Below are 23021 nucleotides of genomic sequence, written 5' to 3' on the forward strand. Positions count from 1 at the left end.
TGGCACAATCGGTGCATGGAACGTGACAGCCAACTCGAGCTCTACGGGCTTGTTGCGGACCAACTGAAGGAAGCGCACTCAAGGGTGCGTGCACTGCAAGTCCCGGAGGGCGTACGGATGGCGCTGACCCGGAAGCTGCTGGTCATTACGGCCGCGGCCAAACACGATCTCGCCGATGCGGCAAGGCGTCTGGAGCGATTGATGGCGTCCCTCGACGAAGCTGAAGAGGGCCGATTCCCCGAAGATGCCTGAGCCGCAAGGCTCAAACGGCCCTTCGAGGAACCTTCGAGGAACTCATGGACAGCCGAGTTCGTTGCGGCACAAGGGTGATTAGCCCGTTTCGTGTTTGATTTGCGGTATATATCTGCCTAACGTGCGAAAAAGCCTGGCGAATACGCTCGGGCGAGGTCTCCGAAGGGGAAGACGTGAACAAGGCGCAGCTCGTAGAAGCGATTGCCGACAAGGTGGGCGGCCGCCAGCAGGCCGCCGACGCCGTGGACGCGGTTCTGGACGCAGTCGTCCGTGCCGTGGTCAGCGGAGACCGTGTTTCGGTCACCGGCTTCGGCTCGTTCGAGAAGGTTGACCGTCCGGCCCGTTACGCCCGCAACCCGCAGACCGGGGAGCGCGTTCGGGTCAAGAAGACCTCGGTTCCGCGCTTCCGCGCCGGTCAGGGCTTCAAGGACCTGGTGAGCGGCTCGAAGAAGCTCCCGAAGAACGACGTCGCGGTCAAGAAGGCGCCCAAGGGCAGCCTTTCGGGCGGCGGCGCCTCGGCGACCGTCAAGAAGGCCGCGGCCAAGAAGGCCACCACCGCCAAGAAGGCGACGGCGAAGAAGGCCACCACCGCCAAGAAGGCCACCGCCAAGAAGACCACGGCGACGGCGAAGAAGGCGGCGACCGCCAAGAAGGCCACCGCCAAGAAGACCACGGCGACCGCCAAGAAGGCGGCCACGGCCAAGAAGGCGACGGCCAAGAAGGCCACCCCCGCCACCAAGAAGGCCACCGCCAAGAAGACGGCGCCGGCCACCAAGAAGGCCACCGCCAAGAAGACCGCTCCCGCCAAGAAGTCGACGGCGCGCAAGACCACCGCCAAGAAGGCGACCGCCCGCAAGAAGTAAGGGCACCAGGGCACTCACGCGCCGGGCCGGGCTCCCCACTGGGAGCCCGGCCCGCGGCGTGTGCGGGGGCTTGTCAGAAGGTCTGCAGCGTCACCAGCGTGATGCGGCGGCCCTCGCCCTCCCCCTCGACCTCGATCCGCACCCGCTGGCCGGGCCTGAGCAGCCGCAGGCCGCCCGCGTCGAACGCCGGGGGATCGAAGGGCACCGGAGTGCCGTCGTCGAGCAGCACGCTGCCGCTGCGGGTCTCGGAGTCGTACGTGTACGCGGTCGCCTGCATGGGGGAAGCGTACTCAGTCGGCGATCAGCAGCCTCGCGGCAGCCGCCGCGGTGCGCGGCCCCACGCCCAGCGCGAGCGCGGCCCGCAGGTCGTCGCCGGTGTCCACGTCCTGGCGCACGGAATCGACGCCGCCGAGCCGAAGTTCCACCGCCCCCGAGGCCGTGTGCCGGGAACGGGACGCCGCGCCGAATGCCGGACGCAATTCGATGCCGGGGGCGGCGGAGAGCAACGTCGTACCTATTTCGGCGGCATCCGCGAGGAAAGAACGGGGAAAACGGGCCGCGCTGTCGAGTACCCGGGTCAATTCCGCGGGGCGCAGTGCGGGGAGATCGGCATTCAGCGCCGCGACGGCTGTCGTGGGCCGTCCGGCGCGCACGTCCGCCGCTCCGTGCGCCAGCGCCGCGTTGAGGCCCCCCGCGGGCTCGTCACGGACGATCCTGGCCCCCAGCGCCGCCAGCTCGCGCCCGGCGAGGCCGTCGTCCGTGACGACCACCACATCCCGCACCGCCGGGCAGGCCGTCGCGGCGGCCACGGTGTCCTGCGCGAAGGCGAGGGCGAGGCCGGGCCGCATCGTGTCTCCGGTGGCGGCGGTGAGCCTGCTCTTGGCGCGCTCCAGCGGTTTCAGGGGTATCACCAGGGTCCACTGCACGGGTGGCGGCTCCGTCCTTCGCGTCGCGCCCATTGTGACCTGCTGGGCGGGGCACTACCGGGGCCGGGCTCCGGGCGCGGGCGTACGGTGTTCTCGACAGACAGACAGCCTGGGGCGACACTTGTGCGGCCGACCAGGTTCATGGAGGAAGGTGTCCGAGTGTCCCGCCGCAGAATCGGCTTCTGGTACCGCCTGGCGGCGGTCATCGCAAAACCGCCGCTGGTGGTTCTGTTCAAGCGGGACTGGCGCGGAATGGAGCACATTCCGGCCGACGGTGGATTCATCACGGCGGTGAATCACAACTCGTATATCGACCCGCTCTCGTACGCGCATTTTCAGTACAACACCGGACGAGTCCCTCGTTTCCTGGCAAAGGACGGCCTTTTCAAGGACGGCTTCGTCGGCAAGGTCATGAAGGGCACGGGCCAGATCCCGGTCTACCGCGAGACCACGAACGCGCTCGACGCCTTCCGTGCCGCGGTCGACGCGATCGAGCGCGGCGAATGCGTGGCGTTCTACCCCGAGGGCACCCTCACCAGGGACCCCGAGATGTGGCCGATGACCGCCAAGTCCGGTGCCGCGCGGGTCGCCCTGCGGACCAAGTGCCCGGTGATCCCCGTCGCCCAGTGGGGCGCCAACCTCGCGCTTCCCCCGTACAGCAAGAAGCTCAGCCTCTTCCCGCGCAAGAAGCTCCAGGTCCTCGCGGGCAAGCCGGTCGACCTCTCGCGCTTCTACGACAAGGAACCCACGCCCGAGATCCTGCGGGAGGTGACCGAGGAGATCATGGCCGGGGTCACCGAACTCCTCGAGGAGATCCGGCAGGAGAAGGCCCCCGCGGTTCCCTACGACCCGCGCAAGGCGCGGCTCGCGCAGCGCCGCAAGGCGACCGGCCTGAGCGGTTCAGGCGTCCCCGAGAACAGCCCCGAGAACACCACGGAGGACAGCAAGTGACGAACCCGGTGAGGGCCGCCGTCTTCGGAACCGGATCGTGGGGAACTGCCTTCGGCATGGTGCTCGCCGACGCCGGCTGCGACGTCACCCTGTGGGCCCGCCGCGCCGAACTCGCCGACGCCGTCAACTCCTCGCACAGCAACCCGGACTACCTCCCCGGTGTCGAACTCCCGGACAACCTCAGGGCGACCGACGACCCGGCCGAGGCCGCCGCCGGCGCCGATTTCACCGTGCTCGCGGTGCCCTCGCAGACGCTGCGCGGCAACCTCGCCGAGTGGGCGCCGCTGCTCGCCCCCGACACCGTGCTCGTCTCCCTCATGAAGGGCGTCGAACTGGGCTCCGCGATGCGGATGAGCGAGGTCATCGAGGACGTCACGAAGGTCGCCGCCGACCGCGTCGCCGTCGTCACGGGCCCCAACCTCGCCCGCGAGATCGCCGCGCGGCAGCCCGCCGCCGCCGTGGTCGCCTGCCGGGACGAATCGATCGCGCAACGCCTGCAGACCGCCTGCCACACCCCGTACTTCCGCCCGTACACGAACACGGACGTCGTCGGCTGCGAACTCGGCGGCGCCGTCAAGAACGTCATCGGTCTCGCCGTCGGCATCGCGGACGGCATGGGTCTGGGCGACAACACGAAGGGCTCGCTCATCACGCGCGGGCTCGCCGAGACCACCCGCCTGGGCATGGCGATGGGCGCCGACCCGCTGACGTTCTCCGGACTCGCGGGCCTGGGCGACCTGGTGGCCACCTGCTCGTCGCCGCTCTCGCGCAACCACACCTTCGGCACGAACCTCGGCAAGGGCATGACCCTCGAGGAGACCATCGCGGTCACCAAGCAGACCGCGGAGGGCGTCAAGTCCTGTGAGTCGGTGCTCGATCTGGCCCGCAGGCACGGCGTCGACATGCCCATCACCGAGACGGTCGTGGGCATCGTGCACGAGGGCACGCCCCCGGTGGTCGCCCTCAAGGAGCTGATGTCGCGCAGCGCCAAGCCCGAGCGCCGCTGACTCTCCCCGGGCCAGCGGGTACCCTCAAGCCGATATGAGCAGCGAGAACCTCCCCCAGAGCCCCAAGCCGCGTGTGGCCGTCGTGTTCGGCGGCCGCAGCTCGGAGCACGGCATCTCGGTCGTCACGGCGGGTGCCGTACTGCGTGCCATCGACCGCACCAAGTACGACGTCCTGCCCATCGGCATCACGACGGACGGCCGCTGGGCCCTGACCGCCGACGATCCCGACCGCATGGCGATCACCGACCGGCAGGTGCCCAACGTCGACGCGCTGGCCGAATCGGCCGAAGGCGGCGTGGTGATGCCCCTGGACCCGAGCAACCGTGAGGTCGTCTACAGCGAGCCCGGCTCCGTGCCCAAGGCGCTCGGTGAGGTCGACGTCGTCTTCCCGATGCTGCACGGCCCCTACGGAGAGGACGGCACCCTCCAGGGACTCCTGGAGCTCTCCGGAGTGCCGTACGTGGGCGCCGGAGTGCTCGCCTCGGCCGTCGGCCAGGACAAGGAGTACATGAAGCGGGTGTTCACCTCCTTCGGGCTGCCCGTCGGCCCGTACCTGGTGATCCGCCCGCGCGAGTGGGACCGCGACCAGCAGGCCGCCCGCAAGAAGATCGCCGAGTTCGCCGGCGAGCACGGCTGGCCGCTGTTCATCAAGCCCGCGCGCGGGGGCTCTTCGATGGGCATCACGAAGGTCGACTCCTTCGAGGGCCTCGACGAGGCGATCGAGGAGGCCCGCCGCCACGACCCCAAGATCCTCGTCGAGTCGCTGCTGCGCGGCCGCGAGATCGAGTGCGGGGTCCTGGAGTTCGAGGACGGGCCGCGCGCGAGCGTGCCCGCCGAGATCCCGCCGGTGCAGTCGCACGACTACTACGACTTCGAGGCGAAGTACATCGACTCGACGCCCGGGATCGTGCCCGCCCCGCTGACCCCCGAGCAGACCGCCGAGATCCAGCGGCTCGCGGTCGACGCCTTCGAGGCCACCTCCTGCGAGGGCCTGGTGCGCGCGGACTTCTTCCTCACCGAGGACGGGTTCGTGATCAACGAGATCAACACGATGCCGGGCTTCACGCCCATCTCGATGTACCCGCAGATGTGGGAGGCGAGCGGCGTCAGCTACCCCGAGCTGGTGGACCGCCTCGTCCAGGCGGCCCTCAACCGGTCGACGGGGCTGCGCTAGCCCCTCGCGGGAGGCGCTAGGCGATCCCCTTGGGGATCGTCTTCTTGACGGGGGCGGCGAAGTCCGTCAGCGGGCTCACGCCGCTCCCCGCGCGCTCCTCGGGCAGCGTGATCTCCACGTACGCCTTGCGCAGCGTGGACGTGAAGCGGAACGAACCGTCGTCCTGCTGCTCCATCAGCCAGTTGACGCCGTCAGCCGTCACGCCGTCCGCCTCGGGGTCGTTCATCTTCGGCGGTCTGGCGACACCGCAGCGCAGTATGATCGCCGGGTCTCCCCACCCGGCGGTCAACTCCGACTTCGGCTCGGGATCAACGCGCTTCAGACCGTCGACCTTCTTCGGCAGCCGCTTGTCCAGGTTCCGGCACAGTTCGGTGACCTTGCCGTCCGGGGAGGGAACCGCGGCCTTCACCGTTTCGTCTGCTGAGGAGCAGCCCGCGGACGCGATCAGCAGTGCGAGGGCGGGAGCGGAGACGAGGCAGCGACGCCGGCGACGGGAAATCTTCACCGGCCAAGGGTAGACGGGGGCTACAGGTGCACGACGGGGCAGGTCAGGGTCCGGGTGATGCCGTCCACTTGCTGGACTTTGGCGACCACCATGCGACCGAGTTCGTCGACCGTGTCCGCCTGGGCGCGCACGATGACATCGTAGGGTCCGGTCACGTCCTCGGCCTGGATCACTCCTGCGATCTTGCCGATCAGCTCGGCGACGGTCGACGCCTTGCCGACCTCTGTTTGGATCAGGATGTACGCCTGTACCACGGAACCTCCAGGGCGGCCACGAGGATCATGTGGGGAGAAGGGACGCCACGGTACCGCGTCGCCGCTTCTCACGGGGAGACCCGGGGGAGCTGTGGCGCGCACATCGCGGTGGACGGACAACCGAAGTTGACGGTCATATCGACCGTACCTATGACAGTGACGGCTCGCGACCGCAAGCCGAGCAGCGTGAAAGGGCATGGTGAGTCCCGGTGAAGGGAACCGTCGGCGAGTTGGGGGAGTTCGGGCTCATCAGGGAACTCACCTCCCGGCTCACGTCCACCCCGGCCGTCCGGCTCGGACCGGGCGATGACGCCGCCGTCGTGTCGGCCCCCGACCGCAGGGTCGTGGCGAGCACCGACATCCTTCTTGAGGGGCGGCACTTCCGGCGCGACTGGTCGACCGCGTACGACGTGGGCCGCAAGGCAGCCGCGCAGAACCTCGCGGACATCGCCGCCATGGGCGCCGTGCCCACCGCGCTCCTGCTCGGCCTGGTCGTGCCCGCCGAACTCCCCGCCAGCTGGCCCACCGAGCTCATGGACGGCCTGCGGGACGAATGCCAGGTCGCGGGAGCGGCGGTCGTGGGCGGAGACGTCGTACGGGGCGACACCATCACCGTCGCGATCACCGCGCTCGGCGATCTGCGCAACCACGAGCCGGTCACCCGCGCGGGAGCGCAGCCCGGCGATGTCGTCGCCGTCACCGGCTGGTTGGGCTGGTCCGCGGCCGGGCACGCGGTGCTCTCCCGCGGCTTCCGCTCTCCGCGCGCCTTCGTGGAGGCCCACCGCAGGCCCGAACCGCCGTACCACGCGGGCCCCGCGGCCGCCGGTCTCGGCGCCACCTCCATGACGGACGTCAGCGACGGACTCATCGCCGACCTCGGCCACATCGCCGACTCCAGCAAGGTGCGCATCGACATCCGCTCCGGAGACGTCGACGTGCCCACCCAGATGAACGACATCGGCCAGGCCGTCGGCGTCGACCCGCTGCAGTGGGTGCTCAACGGCGGCGAGGACCACGCCATCGTGGCGACGTTCCCGCCGGACGTGAAGCTGCCCGCCCGCTGGAAGGTCATCGGCGAGGTCCTCAACCCCTCGGCGCTGCCCCAGGTGACGGTGGACGGCGCACCCTGGACCAGCAAGGGCTGGGACCACTTCGGGGACAACGGAGACGTCGAGTGAGCACCTGAGCGAGGGCACACGAAAGAGCCGGCCCCCCGAAGGGGACCGGCTCTTTCAGCAACCAGCTAGGTGGCCGCGCTTACATGCGTCAGCGCGAGACCTTGCCGGCCTTGATGCACGAGGTGCAGGCGTTGAGCCGCTTCGGCGTCCCGCTGACCACGGCACGAACGCGCTGGATGTTCGGGTTCCAGCGACGGGACGTACGGCGGTGAGAGTGCGAGATGTTGTTGCCGAAGCTCGGCCCCTTGCCGCAGACGTCGCAGTTGGCAGCCACGGGTCACTCCAAGACTTCAGATGCACTTACGGGTAATCCCGGCATGCCGGGATCAGTGCAATGATCGTGGGTGGCGTTGCCAGGAGGATTGGCCCGATGGGTATCGGGCAACCGGAGCAGCATACAACGACTGCTTCGGTAGAACGAAACTACCATGTCTCGCCCCGGCCCCGCCCCGGGCCTTTGGCCCTTCCCGGTCTACGCTGCGTCCATTCCGGATGCCCTTAGGAGGCGAGCAGGTGCCGCAGAACCTCGACGCCGTCGCGGTGCGCGCCTGGTGCGGCCTCGCTCTGGACGCCCTGGGAAGGGCCCGCGAGGAGATCGACGCGATCAACGTCTATCCGGTCGCGGACGGAGACACCGGAACCAACCTCTACCTGACCGTGGAATCGGCGACCCAGGCGGTCGACGCCGCCTTCACCGGCCTCGATCCGACCCACCCCACCCTGGCCGAGGCCGCGCGGGCGATGGCCCACGGGGCGCTGATCGGGGCCCGCGGGAACTCGGGCACGATCCTGTCGCAGCTGCTGCGGGGCATGGCGCAGGTCTTGGGCGCCGACCGTGACACTGCTCACGCCGACGGCCCGGCGCTGGCGCTCGCGCTGCGCCGGGCCGCCGAGGCGGCCTACCAAGCGGTGGCCCACCCCGTGGAGGGCACGGTCCTGACGGTGGCGGCCGCCGCAGCCGACGCGGCCTCGGGTGCCGACGGCGACTGCGGGACTGTGGCACGGGCCGCGTACGACGGAGCGTGCCGGGCACTGGACGCGACGCCGGAGCAGCTCGCGGTGCTCGGCCGCGCGGGAGTGGTGGATGCCGGGGGGCGCGGGCTCGTGGCGGTGCTCGGAGCGCTCGTGCGAGCCCTGTCGGGCGGGACGCTGCCGCCGAGGGCCGCGTCCTCGCGGACGGCAGAGAGCGCGGGCAGCGCCGCCGTCGAGTGCCAGGACGCCCCGGCCGACGGAGCGGCCCCCGCCTTCGAGGTCATCTACCTCCTGGAGGCCGACGACACGGCCGTGGACCGGCTGCGGACGCGGCTCGACGGGCTCGGGGACTCGCTCGTCGTCGTCGGCGGCGACGGCCTGTGGAACGTCCACGTCCATGTGGACGACGCCGGTGCCGCCGTCGAGGCGGGCGTCGAGGCAGGACGGCCCCACCGCATCCGCATCACGCACTTCGGGGTGGGCGACGCGCACACCGCGGGGGCCGCGCAGCCGCCCCGCGAGCGCGTGCAGCGCGGGATCGTCGCCGTCGTGCCGGGGGAGGGGCTCGCCGGGCTCTACGCCGACGCCGGGGCGACCACCGTGCCCACGCGCCCCGGGGAGCTGCCCGCCAGCGGCGAGCTCGTCGAAGCGATCAGGCGGGCCCACGCGCGCGAGGTGGTGCTCCTGCCGAACGACGCAGAGCTGCGCCACACCGCGGCGGCCGCGGCCGAACAGGCCCGCACCGAAGGGGTACGGGTCGCGCTGATCCCGACCCGGTCCGCGGTCCAGGGCATCGCGGCGCTGGCCGTGCACGAGTCGGACCGCCGCTTCGACGAGGACGTCGTCGCGATGACCTCGGCGGCCGGCGCGACGCGATACGCCGAACTGGCCGTCGCCGAGCGCCAGTCGTGGACCATGGCGGGCATCTGCCAGGCCGGGGACGTCCTCGGCCTGATCGACGGCGATGTCGCGTTGATCGGCGACGACACCACGCGCACCGCACGGTCCGTCCTAGACCGGATGCTGGCGGCGGGCGGCGAGATGGTCACGCTGGTGCTCGGCGACGACGTGCCCGACAGCCTCGGCGACGACCTGGAGAAGCATGTGCGCGAGGTGCATCTGGCGGTCGACACGGTGGTCTACCGAGGCGGACGCCAGTCGGCCCTGCTGCTGATCGGCGTCGAGTAGCGTGCGACAGCCGGGCCTTCGGCCTTCCTGACCAGCGGATTTCGGGGACGTACGCCGAATTGTCAGTGGCGTGGTGTGCAATGGATCTCGTGCCCGCGCTCGAAGAACCCCTGAAGAAAGTGGTCGGTCCCGCCACCGCGAAGGTGATGGCCGAGCACCTGGACCTGCACACGGTCGGCGACCTGCTGCACCACTACCCGCGGAGGTACGCGGAGCGGGGCGAGCTCACCCGCCTCGCCGATCTCCCGCTGGACGAGCACGTCACGGTGGTCGCCCAGGTAGCCACCGCGCGCATCCTGACGTTCAACGGCGGCAGGGGCCAGCGCCTCGAAGTGACGATCACCGACGGCAGCGGCCAGCTCCAACTGGTCTTCTTCGGCCGGGGCATCCACAAGCCGCACAAGGATCTGCTGCCGGGCACGCGCGCGATGTTCGCGGGCAAGGCATCGGTCTTCAACCGCAAGATGCAGCTCGCACACCCGGCGTACGAACTGCTCAAGGGCGACGCCGATGAGGCGGTCGACTCCTGGGCGGGCGCCCTCATCCCGATCTATCCGGCCACGGCGAAGCTGGAGTCCTGGAAGATCGCCAAGTCCGTCGACGCGGTCCTGCCCAGCGCCCAGGAGGCCGTCGACCCACTGCCGCCCAGCCTGCGCGAGGGACGGGAGCTGATCCCGCTCCCCGAAGCGCTCCTGAAGATCCACCGCCCGCACACCAAGGCGGACATCGAATCCGCCCGCGCCCGCCTGAAGTGGGACGAGGCCTTCGTCCTCCAGGTGGCGCTCGCGCGCCGGAGGTACGCGGACGCGCAACTCCCCGCGACCGCCCGCCGCCCCCGCGAGGGCGGCCTGCTCGACGCCTTCGACGCCAAGCTGCCTTTCACCCTCACCGAGGGCCAGGAGAAGGTCTCCAAAGAGATCTTCGACGACCTGGCAACCGAACACCCGATGCACCGCCTCCTCCAGGGAGAGGTGGGCAGCGGCAAGACGATGGTCGCCCTGCGCGCCATGCTCGCCGTCGTGGACGCGGGCGGGCAGGCCGCGATGCTCGCGCCCACCGAAGTCCTCGCACAGCAGCACCACCGGTCGATCACCGAGATGATGGGCGAGCTCGCCGAGGGCGGCATGCTCGGCGGCTCGGATCTGGGCACCAAGGTCACGCTGCTCACCGGCTCCATGGGCGTCGCCGGCCGCCGTCAGGCCCTGCTCGACCTGGTCACCGGTGAGGCCGGGATCGTCATCGGGACGCACGCGCTGATCGAGGACAAGGTCCAGTTCCACGACCTGGGCCTGGTAGTCGTCGACGAACAGCACCGCTTCGGGGTCGAGCAGCGCGACGCCCTGCGCGGCAAGGGCAAGCAGCCCCCGCACCTCCTCGTCATGACGGCCACGCCCATTCCGCGCACGGTCGCGATGACGGTCTTCGGCGACCTGGAGACCTCGGTCCTCGACCAGCTCCCGGCCGGCCGTTCACCGATCGCCAGCCACGTCGTGCCCGCCGAGGACAAACCCCACTTCCTGGCACGCGCGTGGGAGCGCGTGCGCGAGGAGGTCGAGAACGGCCACCAGGCGTACGTGGTCTGCCCCCGGATCGGCGACGAGGACGACGACCCGAAGAAGGCCAAGAAGAAGGCCGAGGAGGAGGCCACCGCCGAGAAGCGGCCGCCGCTCGCCGTCATCGAGGTCGCCGAGCAGCTCGCCCGCGGACCGCTCAGCGGTCTCAGGGTCGAGGTCCTGCACGGCCGCATGCAGCCCGACGACAAGGACGCGGTGATGCGCCGCTTCGCCGCGGGCGAGACCCAGGTCCTGGTCGCGACGACGGTCATCGAGGTCGGCGTGAACGTCCCGAACGCCACCGCCATGGTGATCATGGACGCCGACCGCTTCGGCGTATCGCAGCTGCACCAGCTGCGCGGCCGCGTCGGCCGTGGCTCGGCCCCCGGCCTCTGCCTCCTGGTCACCGAGATGCCGGAGGCCAGCCCCGCCCGCGGCCGCCTCGGGGCGGTGGCCGCCACGCTCGACGGCTTCGAGCTCTCCCGGATCGACCTGGAGCAGCGCCGCGAGGGCGACGTCCTCGGCCAGGCACAGTCCGGGGTCCGCTCCAGCCTGCGCATGCTCGCCGTCATCGAGGACGAGGAGATCATCGCCGAGGCCCGCGAGGAAGCCGTCTCGGTGGTCTCGGCCGACCCGGACCTGGACAACCTGCCCGAGCTGCGCACCGCCCTGGACGCCCTCCTGGACGACGAGCGCGAGCAGTACCTCGACAAGGGCTGACAGGCGCCGCGGCCACCGGGGCTGAGAGACTGGGGCCGGACCACCCGTACGTACACCGACAAGGACTCAGATGACCCGCGTGATCGCCGGTGTGGCCGGCGGACGTCGCCTCGCCGTCCCGCCGGGAACCGGCACACGGCCCACGACCGACCGCGCACGCGAGGGCCTGTTCTCCACCTGGCAGGCCCTGCAGGGCACGCTGGACGGCGCGCGCGTCCTCGACCTGTACGCCGGGTCCGGAGCCATCGGCCTCGAGGCGCTCTCGCGCGGCGCTGGCCACGCCCTGCTCGTCGAGGCGGACGCCCGCGCGGTGCGCACCGTCCGGGAGAACGTGAAGTCGATCGGCCTGCCCGGCGCCGAGGTCAGGGCGGGCAAAGCCGCCCAGATCATCCAGGGCGGTGCCCCCTCCACCCCGTACGACCTGGTCTTTCTCGACCCTCCGTACGTCGTCACCGACGACGATCTTCGCGAGATACTGCTCACACTCCGCGCGGGGGGCTGGCTCACGGACGATGCGCTCGTCACCGTTGAACGCAGTACCAGAGGCGGAGAATTCAGCTGGCCCGACGGCTTCGAAGCACTGAGGTCCCGTCGCTACGGCGAAGGCACGTTTTGGTACGGTCGCGCCGCCTCTACGTGCGACGACTCAGTGATCGCGCCATGACCGGACCGGAGAGCGAGGGAGTTCAGTTGCGCCGCGCCGTCTGTCCGGGGTCCTTCGACCCCATCACCAATGGACACCTCGACATCATCGCCCGCGCCTCCAGGCTGTACGACGTGGTGCACGTCGCGGTGATGATCAATCAGTCGAAGCAGGGTCTGTTCACCGTCGACGAGCGGATCGAGCTGATCCGCGAGGTGACCGCCGACTTCGGGAACGTGGAGGTCGAGTCCTTCCACGGCCTCCTCGTCGACTTCTGCAAGCAGCGCGACATCCCGGCGATCGTCAAGGGTCTGCGCGCGGTCAGCGACTTCGACTACGAACTCCAGATGGCCCAGATGAACAACGGCCTCTCGGGTGTCGAGACCCTCTTCGTGCCCACCAACCCCACCTACAGCTTCCTGTCCTCCTCGCTCGTCAAGGAGGTCGCGGCCTGGGGCGGCGACGTCGCCCACCTGCTGCCGCCGGTGGTCCACGAGGCGCTCACCGAGCGCATCGGCAAGAAGTGACGGCCCTCCGGGCGAACTGACAGCCCGTCACCCGGTGTCGGACGGCCGCCGACTGGCCTTACAGTCGTGCCGTCCGTCTCCAACCAGCTGTAGAGAGTGGCGAGCACACGGTGGACGTGCAGAAGAAGATCGACGAGATCGTCGACGCGGTCGGCAGTGCCCGGTCCATGCCGATGTCGGCCTCGTGCGTGGTCAACCGCGCCGATCTGCTGTCGATGCTCGAAGAGGTGCGCCAGGCGCTGCCCGGCTCCCTCGCCCAGGCCCAGGAGCTCATCGGCGGGCGCGAGCAGCTCGTCGAGCAGGCCCGCCAGGAGGCGGAGCGGATCATCGAGACCGCGCACGCCGAGCGCGGTTCGCTGATCTCCGACACGGAGGTCGCCCGCAACTCCCAGGGCGAGGCCGAACGCATCCTCGCCGAGGCCCGCCAGGCCGCCGAAGAGGTCCGCGTCGAGGCCGACGACTACGTGGACAGCAAGCTGGCCAACTTCGAGGTCGTCCTCACCAAGACCCTCGGCTCGGTCGGCCGCGGCCGCGAGAAGCTCCTCGGCACCGGCCCCGGCCTCGACGAGCAGGGCTACGAGGACGAGGACGCCCCGCAGCGCAGCCACGACCCCGAGACGCTGCGCCGCGACGCGGACGCGTACGTCGACGCCAAGCTCGGCGCCTTCGAGGCGGTCCTCGCCAAGACCCTGGAGGCGGTCGGCCGCGGCCGTCAGACCCTGCACGGCCGGGCGCCCGCCGACGACCTCGCGGGCCTCGCCGACGGCGGCCTCGGCCCCCAGGCGCACACCACGGACGCCGAGTACCTCGCGGGCCTCACCGACCCCACGGCGCCCGCGGCGCCCGCGGCCCCCGCGGCTCCCGCCCCCGTGGCCCCGCAGCCTCCCCAGGCGCCCCCGCAGATCCCGGCCCAGCAGCCGTACGCCCCGCCCCAGCAGGAGCCGGACCCGTACGCGTACCAGCAGCAGGATCAGTACGGCTACCAGCAGCAGTACGCCCAGCACGACCCGTACGGCTATCAGCAGCAGGATCCGTACGGCTACGCGCAGCAGGGGTACGACCAGTCCCAGCAGCAGGGGTACGCGGAGCCGCAGCAGCAGCATCACCAGGCGCCCGGCGTGCTCGACGAGACCAGCCTCTTCGACACCGGCATGATCACGGCGGAGCAGCTGCGCCAGTACGAACAGGGCCGCTGACGCCGGGTCCGTGGTCCGCGCGGGACCGGATTGGGCCGTGAGCGAAAGGTCCAGTATCCTGGTTCTTCGGTCGCGCGTACGTCCGCGATCCAGGCTGCCCGGCTGACGAGCGAAGCTCGTTTGGGGGCGGCCCTTGAACTTCCAGGATTCGAAAGCAGGAAAAGCCCTGAGTGCTCGCCTTGACCACCGCAACCCACTCGTGTTCGACACACACGAGCTGGGTCGGCGTCCCGGTGCGCTGCAGCGGCTGACCCGTTCCGTCGAAGCGCCCGGTTCGCCGGCCGTCCTCGGCATCGAAGGGGTCATCGGAGTGCCGGCAGGCGCTCCGGTCGAGCTGAAGATCCGCCTTGAGTCGGTCATGGAAGGGGTGCTTGTCACAGGCACCGCCCGTGCGTCGGCCGAGGGGGAGTGCGTAAGGTGTCTGGAGCCGCTGAAGCTTGAGGTGGAAGCGGACTTCCAGGAGATGTTCTCGTACCCTGACGCCGACGACCGGGGCCGCACCGCGGAACCGGCCGACGACGCCGAGGACGACGAGGACAGGCTCTATCTCGAGGACGGCTTGTTCGACCTCGAGCCTGTGCTGCGTGATGCGGTGGTGCTCGCACTGCCGATGCAGCCGGTGTGCCGGGACGACTGTCCGGGTCTGTGTTCCCAGTGTGGAGCTCGGCTCGCGGACGACCCGGACCACCACCATGACGCCGTCGACATTCGTTGGGCGGCATTGCAGGGACTCGCCGGGACCATCCAGGACGGCGAGAAGGACGACGTGAGCGGCGCCGAAGCCGGCGTCGACGAGAAGCAGGAGAAGTAGCCGTGGCTGTTCCGAAGCGGAAGATGTCGCGCAGCAACACGCGCCACCGCCGGTCGCAGTGGAAGGCTGCGGTCCCCACCCTGGTTTCGTGTGAGCGTTGCCAGGAGCCGAAGCTCCAGCACATCGCGTGCCCGAGCTGCGGCACGTACAACAAGCGCCAGGTCCTCGAGGTCTGAGCGGCTGGTGAGAGGCACCGTGTCTAGCCACAAGATGGCGGAAGACGCCAACGCTGAAAAGGCTGCAAACGCCAAGAAGCAGGCGGAAAACACGGCCTCGTCCCACACGCTTTTGGAAGGGCGGCTCGGGTACAAACTCGAGTCCGCCCTTCTGGTGCGTGCACTGACCCACCGTTCGTACGCGTACGAGAACGGCGGTCTGCCGACGAATGAGCGGCTCGAGTTCCTCGGGGACTCGGTGCTCGGTCTCGTCGTCACGGACACGCTCTATCGCACCCACCCCGACCTGCCCGAAGGCCAGCTGGCCAAGTTGCGGGCCGCGGTGGTCAACTCGCGTGCGCTGGCGGAGGTCAGTCGTGGCCTCGAACTCGGCCTCTTCATCCGGCTCGGCCGGGGCGAAGAGGGCACCGGAGGCCGGGACAAGGCATCCATCCTCGCCGACACCCTTGAAGCGGTGATCGGCGCGGTCTATCTGGACCAGGGTCTGGACGCGGCGGGCGAGCTGGTGCACCGGCTCTTCGACCCGCTGATCGAAAAGTCCTCGAACCTGGGAGCGGGCCTGGACTGGAAGACCAGCCTCCAGGAGCTCACCGCCACCGAGAGCCTCGGCGTGCCCGAGTATCTCGTCACGGAGAGCGGCCCCGACCACGAGAAGACCTTTACTGCTGCCGCCCGCGTCGGAGGCGTCTCGTACGGCACCGGCACCGGCCGCAGCAAGAAGGAAGCGGAGCAGCAGGCCGCGGAGTCCGCGTGGCGCGAGATTCGCGCTGCCGCGGATGAGCGGATCAAGGCGGCGGAGGCCGATGCCGCTGCCGCTGCTGTGAAGGTTGACGGGGGCTCCGAAGCTCCGTCCGCCTGACAAGCGCTTTACTGTTGGTGCCGGTCGCCTTTTGGTGGCCGGCACCAGCCTTTTTCGCCGCTTCGCGGCGGGTTTCCCACCCGCCCGCCCGTCACCGGAGTCAAGACCCCCATGCCCGAACTGCCCGAGGTTGAAGTCGTCCGGCGTGGGCTTGAGCGGTGGGTGGCTCATCGCACCGTCGCCGACGTCGAGGTGCTGCATCCGCGTGCCGTGCGGCGGCACCTCGCGGGCGGTGACGACTTCGGGCAGCGTCTCAAGGGCCACCGGGTCGGTACGGCGATGCGGCGCGGCAAGTATCTGTGGCTGCCCCTGGAGGACAGCGGGATCTCGGTCCTCGCCCATCTCGGCATGAGCGGGCAGCTGCTCGTCCAGCCCCAAGAGGCGCCCGACGAGAAGCACTTGAGGATCCGCGTGCGGTTCGCCGACGCGCTCGGCACCGAGCTGCGCTTCGTCGACCAGCGGACCTTCGGCGGTCTGTCGCTGCACGCGAACACCCCGGACGGACTGCCGGACGTCATCGCGCACATCGCACGCGACCCGCTGGACGAGCAGTTCGACGACGCGGCCTTCCACACCGCGTTGCGCCGTCGGCGTACGACGATCAAACGGGCCCTGCTCGATCAGTCGTTGATCAGCGGTGTCGGCAACATCTACGCGGACGAGGCCCTTTGGCGGGCGAAACTGCACTACGAGCGTCCCACGGCCACGTTCACGAGCCCGCGCACGGCCCAACTCCTGGGCCACGTACGGGATGTGATGAACGCGGCGCTGGCCGTCGGCGGCACGAGCTTCGACAGCCTGTACGTGAACGTGAACGGCGAGTCCGGGTACTTCGAACGGTCGCTCGACGCCTATGGACGTGAGGACGAGCCGTGCCGCCGGTGCGGTACGCCGATGCGCCGGCGCCCCTGGATGAACCGCTCCAGCTATTTCTGCCCGCGCTGTCAGCGGCCGCCGGTCGCCCGCTTGTCGTAGCGGTCGCGCGCTTCGAGCACGCCGTCCATCCGGCCTTCCACGAAGTGGATGAGGTTCATCAGGCGGTCGGTGATCTCCCGGCCCAGCGGGGTCAGCTCGTAGTCGACCCGCGGCGGATTGGTGGGCTGCGCCTCGCGGTGCACCAATCCGTCGCGCTCCAGCGCGTGCAGCGTCTGGGACAGCATCTTCTCGCTCACGCCGTCGACCCGGCGGCGCAGCTCGTTGAAACGGAACGTGCCCTCGTGCAGCGCGCCCAGGGTGAGCGCGCCCCAGCGGCCGGTGACGTGCTCCAGGGTGCCGCGCGAGGGGCACTGCCTGGAGAACACGTCGTACGCCAGGTCCTGGGCGTCGTCGGTATGAGCGAGGGAGTCCATGCAGCCAGCATACTCCCGCACAGCGCTGACCCAGGGGTGGCGCTAACTGGAAGTTAGTGTGCCCAGTGGGACTCTAGAAGCCGAAGTCCTGCGTCCACCACGGGCCGCCCGGCGCGAAGTGCGCGCCGACGCCCAGGGTCTTGTAGTCGCAGTTGAGGATGTTGGCGCGGTGGCCGGGGCTTTTCATCCAGGCGTCCATCACGGACTGCGCGTTGGCCTGGCCCCGGGCGATGTTCTCGCCGCCCAGGTCCGATATCCCGGCCTTTTCTGCGCGGTCCCACGGGGTCGCGCCGTCCGGGTCGGTGTGGTCGAAGAAGTCGCGCTCGGCCATGTCCGTGCTGAAGTCGCCGGCGAGCGAGGCGAGCGCGGAGTCGCCGCTCACGGGGGAGCAGCCCACCTTGGCCCGCTCCTGGTTGACCAGGGTGAGCACGTCCGCCTCGGCGACGCTCTCCGCGGACGGAGACTTCGCGCCGGTGGCCGGCGGGGCCTTGGTCTTCTCGGCGGGCTTGCGCGAGGGGCTCGGGGGCGTCGTCTTCTTCTTCTCGTCGGTCCTGGGCGCGGGCGCCTTGGACGACGGCTTCTTCGACGGCTCGGCCGAGGGCTTCTCGGTGGTCTGCGAGGGGGAGGGGGCAGGGGCGTCCGGGCGCTCGGAGCCGCGGCTCGGCGGGGCCGACTCGCGCTCGGCGGTGCCCGTGTCGCCGCCCTGCGGCGAAACCTCGCTGGGAGTCGTGGCGGCACGCACCTTGTTCGAGTCGCCGCCACCGCCCAGGGAGTAGTTGTCGGCGCCCGGGATGAGGCCGGACGCGACCGCCACGGCACCCATCGCCACGGCTGCCGAGACCCCGAGCAGGCCGGTGCGCACCGGTGCGGCACGGCCCTTGCGGCGGTGTGACACGGTGGCGGGGCGGGGCTCCGGGACGCCGGCGTGGCCGCCCGCGTATGTGTCGGAGACCCCAGTGGCGCGGCCGGTGGCGGCTGCCCCTGCGCCGGAGCGTCGGTGGCGTCCCATCTCCTGGCCTTCCTCGTCCTCAGCGGTCAACGTGGCTCACCCATACGAGTGAGGCTCATCGAGTCGGGACTGTACGCGATGGCGCATGGGGACGAAGTGCTCCGAGAGCAATTGGCCGGTTAGCGTGCACCCATGAACGAAGAAGTCAGAGTCACGGCCTGGGTGCGTGGCCAGGTGCAAGGCGTGGGTTTCCGCTGGTTCACGCGGGCCAAGGCTCTGGAGATCGGGGGTCTGAGTGGTTTTGCTCTCAATTTGGAGGACGGCCGTGTGCAGGTCGTCGCCGAGGGCCCCCGCGCGGGTGCTCAGGGGCTGCTCGACTGGCTGCGCACGGGCGACACACCCGGCCGCGTCGACGGTGTCACTGAGATCTGGGACACTCCGCGCGGCATCTACGACACCTTCGCGATTCGCTGACGGAGACCTGTCGGGCGGGCCTGCTCCCGTGGGGTCCTGGCAACTGCCCGGGGCAGAAAACGCCTGGTGGTTGCCAAGAACGTCCCGTCGTGGCAGGCTCCCGGGTGAAGGATGATCGACACGCCCTCAGGGCCCCGCAGCAGAGGCAGCGCCGCCGTTTCCACGGCCGCCGGCCCCCGGGTTGCCCGCCAATACGGGGCGTGATCGTGTTGACCGTCAAACTTTTTGGTGAGACTCTGGAAGCCCCGCGCACCTTAGCTGTTTGGCATGTGAGAACGGCCCTGCAAGACCAGCACGAACAACGAGTGCCAAGCACCGCGGGTGCGATTCCCTCACGACCCACACCGCTTCGGTCGGTCACTCATTGTGGAGGACCATCCATCATGGCAAAGGCGCTTCTCGGTTACGTCGGCGGTTCCGACCCGCGACTTCTCGCCGAGATGCGACGGCTCCAGCAACGCGTCCAGGACCTGGAATCTGAGCTCGTGAAGATCCAGGCCGAGAACGACGCGCTCGCGGCTGCCGCTTCTCACGAATCGCTCCTGGAGAGCATCGACGTACCCCAGGCGGAGCCTGCGCTCACCTGACCATCACCTTCAGCAAGGCGCTCACCTCACACGACTGTGCGTAACGCCTGTTCGCGTCACGCGTGCTCCGGTCTGTGGGATGCCTGTTAACGCTTGTGGTCAGGCTGCCCATGTCAGCCGCTTGTCCAGATCTGCAAGGGACGCTTCGGCGTCCCTTCTTTCTGTCGCCGCATGGCCCTATTCCGTTACAGCTGATGTGCCCTGCATGTTCCTGGGTGAAACGGTCAGTGAAAGGTAGAGTCCGGCTGCGTGCACCTTAAGGCCCTGACACTGCGCGGTTTCAAATCCTTCGCGTCGGCGACGACGCTGAAGTTCGAGCCGGGCATCACCTGCGTCGTCGGACCGAACGGCTCCGGCAAGTCCAATGTCGTGGACGCGCTGTCCTGGGTCATGGGCGAGCAGGGCGCCAAATCGCTGCGCGGCGGCAAGATGGAGGACGTCATCTTCGCCGGCACCACCGGGCGCCCGCCGCTGGGCCGTGCCGAGGTGTCCCTCACCATCGACAACTCCGACGGCGCGCTGCCCATCGAGTACGCCGAGGTCACCATCACGCGGATCATGTTCCGCAACGGCGGCAGCGAGTACCAGATCAACGGAGACACCTGCCGGCTCCTCGACATCCAGGAACTGCTCTCCGACTCCGGCATCGGGCGCGAGATGCACGTCATCGTCGGCCAGGGGCAGCTCGACGGCGTGCTGCACGCCGACCCCATGGGGCGCCGCGCCTTCATCGAGGAGGCCGCTGGCGTCCTCAAGCACCGCAAGCGCAAAGAGAAGGCGCTGCGCAAGCTCGACGCGATGCAGGCCAACCTCGCCCGCGTACAGGACCTGACCGACGAACTGCGGCGTCAGCTCAAGCCGCTCGGCCGGCAGGCCGCCGTGGCGCGCAGGGCCGCCGTCATCCAGGCCGATCTGCGCGACGCCCGCCTGCGGCTCCTCGCCGACGACCTCGTCCGCATGCGGGACGCGCTGCGGACCGAGGTGGCCGACGAGGCGGAGCTCAAGCGGCGCAAGGACACCGCCGAGGCCGAGCTGAAGAAGGCGCTCCAGCGGGAGGCGGAGCTGGAGGACGAGGTGCGCCGCCTCACGCCACGGCTCCAGCGGGCGCAGCAGACGTGGTACGAGCTGTCGCAGCTGGCCGAGCGGGTGCGCGGCACGGTGTCCCTTGCCGACGCCCGGGTCAAGAGCGCCACCGCCGCGCCCCCGGAGGAACGGCGCGGCCGTGACCCCGAGGACATGGAGCGCGAGGCCGCGCGGATCCGCGAGCAGGAGGCGGAACTCGAAGCCGCCCTGGAGGCCGCGGAGCACGCCCTTGAGGACACCGTCGGCCACCGCGCCGACCTGGAGCGGGAGCTGGCCGTCGAGGAGCGCCGCCTCAAGGACGTGGCGCGGGCCATCGCCGACCGGCGCGAAGGCCTCGCCCGGCTGAACGGCCAGGTCAACGCGGCGCGCTCGCGAGCGGGCTCCGCGCAGGCCGAGATCGACCGGCTCGCCCTGGCGCGGGACGAGGCGGGGGAGCGCGCGGTCGCCGCCCAGGAGGAGTACGAGCAGCTGAAGGCGGAGGTCGACGGGCTCGACGCCGGTGACGCGGAGCTCGGCGAGCGGCACGACGAGGCGAAGCGTTCCCTCACGGAGGCCGAGGGCGCGCTGACCGCGGCCCGGGAGGCGGCGACCGCCGCCGAACGGAAGCGGGCCGCGGTCGCCGCCCGGCACGAGGCGCTCGCGCTCGGCCTGCGGCGCAAGGACGGTACGGGGGCGCTGCTCGCCGCCAAGGACCGCCTGGCGGGGCTGCTCGGTCCCGCGGCCGAGCTGCTGTCGATCACGCCGGGGCACGAGGTCGCGGTCGCCGCGGCGTTCGGCGCGGCGGCGGACGCGATCGCCGTGACCACTCCGGCGTCGGCGGCGGAGGCCATCCGGCTGCTGCGCAAGCAGGACGCGGGGCGGGCCGCGCTGCTCCTCACGGGGGCGCCGGACGCCGGCCCCGGTGACGTACGGCGGGAAGGTTCCGAAGGGCCGCCCATGGTCGCCGAACTGGTGCGCGGGCCCGAGGAGTTGATGCCCGCGGTGCGGCGGCTGCTGCGGGGGATGGTCGCCGTCGGCACCCTTGAGGACGCCGAGGACTTCGTCTACGCCCACCCGGAGCTCACCGCCGTCACCGCCGAAGGTGACCTGCTCGGGGCGCACTTCGCGCAGGGCGGGTCGGCCGGGGCGCCCAGTCTGCTCGAAGTGCAGGCGTCCGTCGACGAGGCGGCGGCCGAGCTCGAGCAACTCGCCGAGCAGTGCGAGGAGTTGGCGCACGCCCAGCGGGAAGCAGGCGAGCGGCGCAAGGAAGTGGGCGCGCTCGTCGAGGAGCTGGGGGAGCGCAGGCGCGCCGCCGACCGGGATAAGTCCGCCGTGGCCCAGCAGTTGGGGGCGCTCGCCGGGCAGGCGCGTGGCGCGGCGGGTGAGGCCGAGCGCAGTGCGGCCGCCGCGGCGAAGGCCCAGGAGGCGCTGGACAAGGCGGTCGAGGACGCCGAGGAGCTGGCCGAGCGGCTCGCCGTGGCGGAGGAGGCTCCGGTCGAGGAGGAGCCCGACACCTCGGTGCGCGACCGGCTGGCCGCCGACGGGGCCAACGCCCGGCAGACCGAGATGGAGGCCAGGCTTCAGGTGCGTACGCACGAGGAGCGGGTCAAGGGCCTGGCGGGGCGCGCCGACTCGCTGGACCGGGCGGCGCGCGCCGAACGTGAGGCACGCGCGCGTGCCGAGCAGCGCAAGGCCCGGATGCGGCACGAGGCCGCGGTCGCCGAGGCCGTGGCCCGGGGCGCGCGGCAGCTGCTCGCGCACGTCGAGGTGTCCCTTGTGCGGGCGGAGGAGGAACGTGCCGCCGCCGAGCGCGCCAAGGAGGTGCGGGAGCGGGATCTGGCCGCCGAGCGGGGCCAGGGGCGTGACCTGAAGGCCGAGCTCGACAAATTGACGGATTCAGTCCACCGCGGCGAGGTACTCGGTGCCGAGAAGCGGCTGCGGATCGAGCAGCTGGAGTCCAAGGCACTGGAGGAACTCGGTGTGGAACCGGCAGGACTCGTGTCCGACTACGGCCCCGACCAGCTCGTGCCGCCCTCCCCCGCGGCCGAGGGCGAGCAGCTCCCGGAGGACCCGGAGCATCCGCGCAACCGGCCCGTGCCGTACGTCCGCGGTGAGCAGGAGAAGCGGCTGAGGTCAGCCGAACGGGCGTACCAGCAGCTCGGGAAGGTGAACCCGCTGGCGTTGGAGGAGTTCGCCGCGCTGGAGGAGCGTCACAAGTTCCTGAGCGAGCAGCTCGAGGACCTGAAGAAGACGCGGGCCGACCTCCTGCAAGTGGTGAAGGAGGTCGACGAGCGCGTCGAGCAGGTCTTCACCGAGGCCTACCGGGACACCGCGCGTGAGTTCGAGGGCGTCTTCTCGCGGCTCTTCCCGGGCGGCGAGGGCCGGCTCATCCTGACCGACCCCGACAACATGCTCGCCACGGGTGTCGACGTCGAGGCGCGCCCGCCCGGCAAGAAGGTCAAGCGCCTCTCGCTGCTCTCCGGCGGTGAGCGGTCCCTGACCGCCGTCGCGCTGCTCGTCTCGATCTTCAAGGCACGGCCGAGTCCCTTCTATGTGATGGACGAGGTCGAGGCCGCGCTCGACGACACCAACCTGCAGCGGCTCATCCGCATCATGGAGGAGCTCCAGGAGGCCTCGCAGCTCATCGTGATCACGCACCAGAAGCGCACCATGGAGGTCGCCGACGCGCTGTACGGCGTGTCCATGCAGGGCGACGGCGTCTCGAAGGTGATCAGTCAGCGGCTCCGGTAGCCGCTTGTCGGCGCACTCCGTCACGCCATCTCCATAACTTCAAGACTTGAACGAACCACGCCTCGAGAGTCCCTGAAAGTCACAGGAACCCAGG

The 23021-nt window shown here is 70.3% G+C and carries 25 protein-coding genes; 18 read left to right on the forward strand and 7 right to left on the reverse strand.

Going from position 1 to position 23021, the window contains the following annotated elements; all coding sequences use genetic code 11:
• The first annotated feature begins 15 nt into the window (after positions 1-15).
• Positions 16-252, forward strand: coding sequence for a hypothetical protein (locus AB0I66_RS37280; RefSeq protein ID WP_363212500.1), 237 nt, complete (start codon positions 16-18; stop codon positions 250-252).
• A 173-nt stretch (positions 253-425) separates the two neighbouring features.
• A complete protein-coding gene (locus AB0I66_RS37285; protein ID WP_363212501.1) occupies positions 426-1115 on the forward strand; it encodes an HU family DNA-binding protein in 690 nt (229 codons plus the stop codon).
• A 73-nt stretch (positions 1116-1188) separates the two neighbouring features.
• Here AB0I66_RS37285 and AB0I66_RS37290 read toward each other — a convergent pair whose 3' ends face one another.
• Together AB0I66_RS37290 and cofC are read right to left on the reverse strand one after the other, a co-directional pair.
• On the reverse strand, positions 1189-1392 hold the full coding sequence (locus AB0I66_RS37290; RefSeq protein WP_160507421.1) for a hypothetical protein: 204 nt from the start codon (positions 1390-1392) through the stop codon (positions 1189-1191).
• A 13-nt stretch (positions 1393-1405) separates the two neighbouring features.
• A complete protein-coding gene (gene cofC / locus AB0I66_RS37295; RefSeq protein WP_363212502.1) occupies positions 1406-2041 on the reverse strand; it encodes a 2-phospho-L-lactate guanylyltransferase in 636 nt (211 codons plus the stop codon).
• A 159-nt stretch (positions 2042-2200) separates the two neighbouring features.
• Here cofC and AB0I66_RS37300 point away from each other — a divergent pair, with 159 nt between their 5' ends.
• From AB0I66_RS37300 to AB0I66_RS37310, 3 genes are read left to right on the forward strand one after another with little or no spacing between them, the layout of a single operon-like run.
• Positions 2201-2992, forward strand: a complete 792-nt coding sequence (locus tag AB0I66_RS37300) for a lysophospholipid acyltransferase family protein (protein ID WP_363212503.1) — start codon at positions 2201-2203, stop codon at positions 2990-2992.
• On the forward strand, positions 2989-3999 hold the full coding sequence (locus AB0I66_RS37305) for an NAD(P)H-dependent glycerol-3-phosphate dehydrogenase (RefSeq protein WP_363212504.1): 1011 nt from the start codon (positions 2989-2991) through the stop codon (positions 3997-3999). Before AB0I66_RS37300 ends, AB0I66_RS37305 begins: the two co-directional genes overlap by 4 nt.
• Before the next feature lie 34 nt (positions 4000-4033).
• Entirely contained in the window at positions 4034-5173 is a 1140-nt protein-coding gene (locus AB0I66_RS37310) for a D-alanine--D-alanine ligase family protein (protein WP_363212505.1), read from the forward strand.
• A gap of 16 nt (positions 5174-5189) precedes the next feature.
• Here AB0I66_RS37310 and AB0I66_RS37315 read toward each other — a convergent pair whose 3' ends face one another.
• Both AB0I66_RS37315 and AB0I66_RS37320 read right to left on the reverse strand, forming a co-directional pair.
• Positions 5190-5672 (reverse strand): DUF3515 domain-containing protein, encoded by a 483-nt coding sequence (locus tag AB0I66_RS37315; RefSeq protein WP_363212666.1) that lies wholly within the window; start codon positions 5670-5672, stop codon positions 5190-5192.
• Positions 5673-5698: 26 nt separating this feature from the next.
• Entirely contained in the window at positions 5699-5932 is a 234-nt protein-coding gene (locus AB0I66_RS37320) for an Lrp/AsnC ligand binding domain-containing protein (protein ID WP_361720591.1), read from the reverse strand.
• A gap of 209 nt (positions 5933-6141) precedes the next feature.
• On the opposite strand from AB0I66_RS37320, the gene AB0I66_RS37325 reads away from it, so the two are divergent.
• A complete protein-coding gene (locus AB0I66_RS37325) occupies positions 6142-7110 on the forward strand; it encodes a thiamine-phosphate kinase (protein ID WP_363212506.1) in 969 nt (322 codons plus the stop codon).
• Between the two features lie 88 nt (positions 7111-7198).
• On the opposite strand, the gene rpmB is transcribed toward AB0I66_RS37325, so the two are convergent.
• Positions 7199-7384: a 50S ribosomal protein L28 gene (rpmB, locus tag AB0I66_RS37330; protein ID WP_160507429.1), complete on the reverse strand. Its 186-nt coding sequence runs from the start codon at positions 7382-7384 to the stop codon at positions 7199-7201.
• A 218-nt stretch (positions 7385-7602) separates the two neighbouring features.
• Here rpmB and AB0I66_RS37335 point away from each other — a divergent pair, with 218 nt between their 5' ends.
• The 9 genes from AB0I66_RS37335 to mutM all read left to right on the forward strand — a co-directional run bounded on the left by AB0I66_RS37335 (position 7603) and on the right by mutM (position 16730).
• A complete protein-coding gene (locus tag AB0I66_RS37335; protein WP_363212507.1) occupies positions 7603-9270 on the forward strand; it encodes a DAK2 domain-containing protein in 1668 nt (555 codons plus the stop codon).
• Between the two features lie 80 nt (positions 9271-9350).
• Complete coding sequence (recG, locus tag AB0I66_RS37340; protein WP_363212508.1) at positions 9351-11543, forward strand: ATP-dependent DNA helicase RecG; 2193 nt, start codon at positions 9351-9353, stop codon at positions 11541-11543.
• Between the two features lie 70 nt (positions 11544-11613).
• Positions 11614-12207, forward strand: coding sequence for a 16S rRNA (guanine(966)-N(2))-methyltransferase RsmD (rsmD, locus tag AB0I66_RS37345; RefSeq protein WP_363212509.1), 594 nt, complete (start codon positions 11614-11616; stop codon positions 12205-12207).
• Between the two features lie 26 nt (positions 12208-12233).
• The gene (gene coaD, locus AB0I66_RS37350; RefSeq protein ID WP_363212667.1) at positions 12234-12713 is read left to right on the forward strand and encodes a pantetheine-phosphate adenylyltransferase; all 480 of its coding nucleotides are present in this window, start codon (positions 12234-12236) and stop codon (positions 12711-12713) included.
• A gap of 110 nt (positions 12714-12823) precedes the next feature.
• Complete coding sequence (locus AB0I66_RS37355) at positions 12824-13909, forward strand: cell division initiation protein (RefSeq protein WP_363212510.1); 1086 nt, start codon at positions 12824-12826, stop codon at positions 13907-13909.
• A 166-nt stretch (positions 13910-14075) separates the two neighbouring features.
• Positions 14076-14720 carry a DUF177 domain-containing protein gene (locus AB0I66_RS37360; RefSeq protein WP_363212668.1) on the forward strand — a complete coding sequence of 215 codons (645 nt, stop codon included), beginning with the start codon at positions 14076-14078 and terminating at the stop codon, positions 14718-14720.
• Positions 14721-14722: 2 nt separating this feature from the next.
• Complete coding sequence (gene rpmF / locus AB0I66_RS37365) at positions 14723-14896, forward strand: 50S ribosomal protein L32 (protein ID WP_003965982.1); 174 nt, start codon at positions 14723-14725, stop codon at positions 14894-14896.
• A 7-nt stretch (positions 14897-14903) separates the two neighbouring features.
• Positions 14904-15755 carry a ribonuclease III gene (gene rnc / locus AB0I66_RS37370; RefSeq protein WP_363212511.1) on the forward strand — a complete coding sequence of 284 codons (852 nt, stop codon included), beginning with the start codon at positions 14904-14906 and terminating at the stop codon, positions 15753-15755.
• Between the two features lie 111 nt (positions 15756-15866).
• Positions 15867-16730: a bifunctional DNA-formamidopyrimidine glycosylase/DNA-(apurinic or apyrimidinic site) lyase gene (gene mutM / locus AB0I66_RS37375; protein WP_363212513.1), complete on the forward strand. Its 864-nt coding sequence runs from the start codon at positions 15867-15869 to the stop codon at positions 16728-16730.
• Here the strand turns inward: mutM and AB0I66_RS37380 are convergent.
• Positions 16700-17104 carry a helix-turn-helix domain-containing protein gene (locus tag AB0I66_RS37380; protein ID WP_363212514.1) on the reverse strand — a complete coding sequence of 135 codons (405 nt, stop codon included), beginning with the start codon at positions 17102-17104 and terminating at the stop codon, positions 16700-16702. The two genes, mutM and AB0I66_RS37380, sit on opposite strands and share 31 nt — an antisense overlap.
• Positions 17105-17177: 73 nt before the next feature.
• Positions 17178-18113: a CAP domain-containing protein gene (locus AB0I66_RS37385; protein ID WP_363212669.1), complete on the reverse strand. Its 936-nt coding sequence runs from the start codon at positions 18111-18113 to the stop codon at positions 17178-17180.
• A 132-nt stretch (positions 18114-18245) separates the two neighbouring features.
• On the opposite strand from AB0I66_RS37385, the gene AB0I66_RS37390 reads away from it, so the two are divergent.
• The 3 genes from AB0I66_RS37390 (at position 18246) to smc (ending at position 22927) form a co-directional block, all read left to right on the forward strand.
• Entirely contained in the window at positions 18246-18527 is a 282-nt protein-coding gene (locus tag AB0I66_RS37390; protein ID WP_361838089.1) for an acylphosphatase, read from the forward strand.
• Between the two features lie 383 nt (positions 18528-18910).
• A complete protein-coding gene (locus AB0I66_RS37395) occupies positions 18911-19114 on the forward strand; it encodes a hypothetical protein (protein WP_135333243.1) in 204 nt (67 codons plus the stop codon).
• 249 nt (positions 19115-19363) lie between these two features.
• A complete protein-coding gene (smc, locus tag AB0I66_RS37400) occupies positions 19364-22927 on the forward strand; it encodes a chromosome segregation protein SMC (RefSeq protein ID WP_363212515.1) in 3564 nt (1187 codons plus the stop codon).
• Positions 22928-23021: the final 94 nt, after the last annotated feature.

Source organism: Streptomyces sp. NPDC050439 (assembly GCF_040655335.1).
GTDB lineage: Bacteria > Actinomycetota > Actinomycetes > Streptomycetales > Streptomycetaceae > Streptomyces.

Bases quoted from the DNA above. Each gene is read 5' to 3' on its own strand.
- AB0I66_RS37290 (WP_160507421.1), bottom strand. From the start codon at position 1,392: ATGCAGGCGACCGCGTACACGTACGACTCCGAGACCCGCAGCGGCAGC.
- AB0I66_RS37395 (WP_135333243.1), top strand. From the start codon at position 18,911: ATGGCAAAGGCGCTTCTCGGTTACGTCGGCGGTTCCGACCCGCGACTT.
- AB0I66_RS37380 (WP_363212514.1), bottom strand. From the start codon at position 17,104: ATGGACTCCCTCGCTCATACCGACGACGCCCAGGACCTGGCGTACGAC.
- rsmD (WP_363212509.1), top strand. From the start codon at position 11,614: ATGACCCGCGTGATCGCCGGTGTGGCCGGCGGACGTCGCCTCGCCGTC.
- AB0I66_RS37335 (WP_363212507.1), top strand. From the start codon at position 7,603: ATGCCCTTAGGAGGCGAGCAGGTGCCGCAGAACCTCGACGCCGTCGCG.
- AB0I66_RS37310 (WP_363212505.1), top strand. From the start codon at position 4,034: ATGAGCAGCGAGAACCTCCCCCAGAGCCCCAAGCCGCGTGTGGCCGTC.
- AB0I66_RS37280 (WP_363212500.1), top strand. From the start codon at position 16: ATGGAACGTGACAGCCAACTCGAGCTCTACGGGCTTGTTGCGGACCAA.
- AB0I66_RS37385 (WP_363212669.1), bottom strand. From the start codon at position 18,113: ATGGGACGCCACCGACGCTCCGGCGCAGGGGCAGCCGCCACCGGCCGC.
- AB0I66_RS37390 (WP_361838089.1), top strand. From the start codon at position 18,246: ATGAACGAAGAAGTCAGAGTCACGGCCTGGGTGCGTGGCCAGGTGCAA.
- recG (WP_363212508.1), top strand. From the start codon at position 9,351: ATGGATCTCGTGCCCGCGCTCGAAGAACCCCTGAAGAAAGTGGTCGGT.
- mutM (WP_363212513.1), top strand. From the start codon at position 15,867: ATGCCCGAACTGCCCGAGGTTGAAGTCGTCCGGCGTGGGCTTGAGCGG.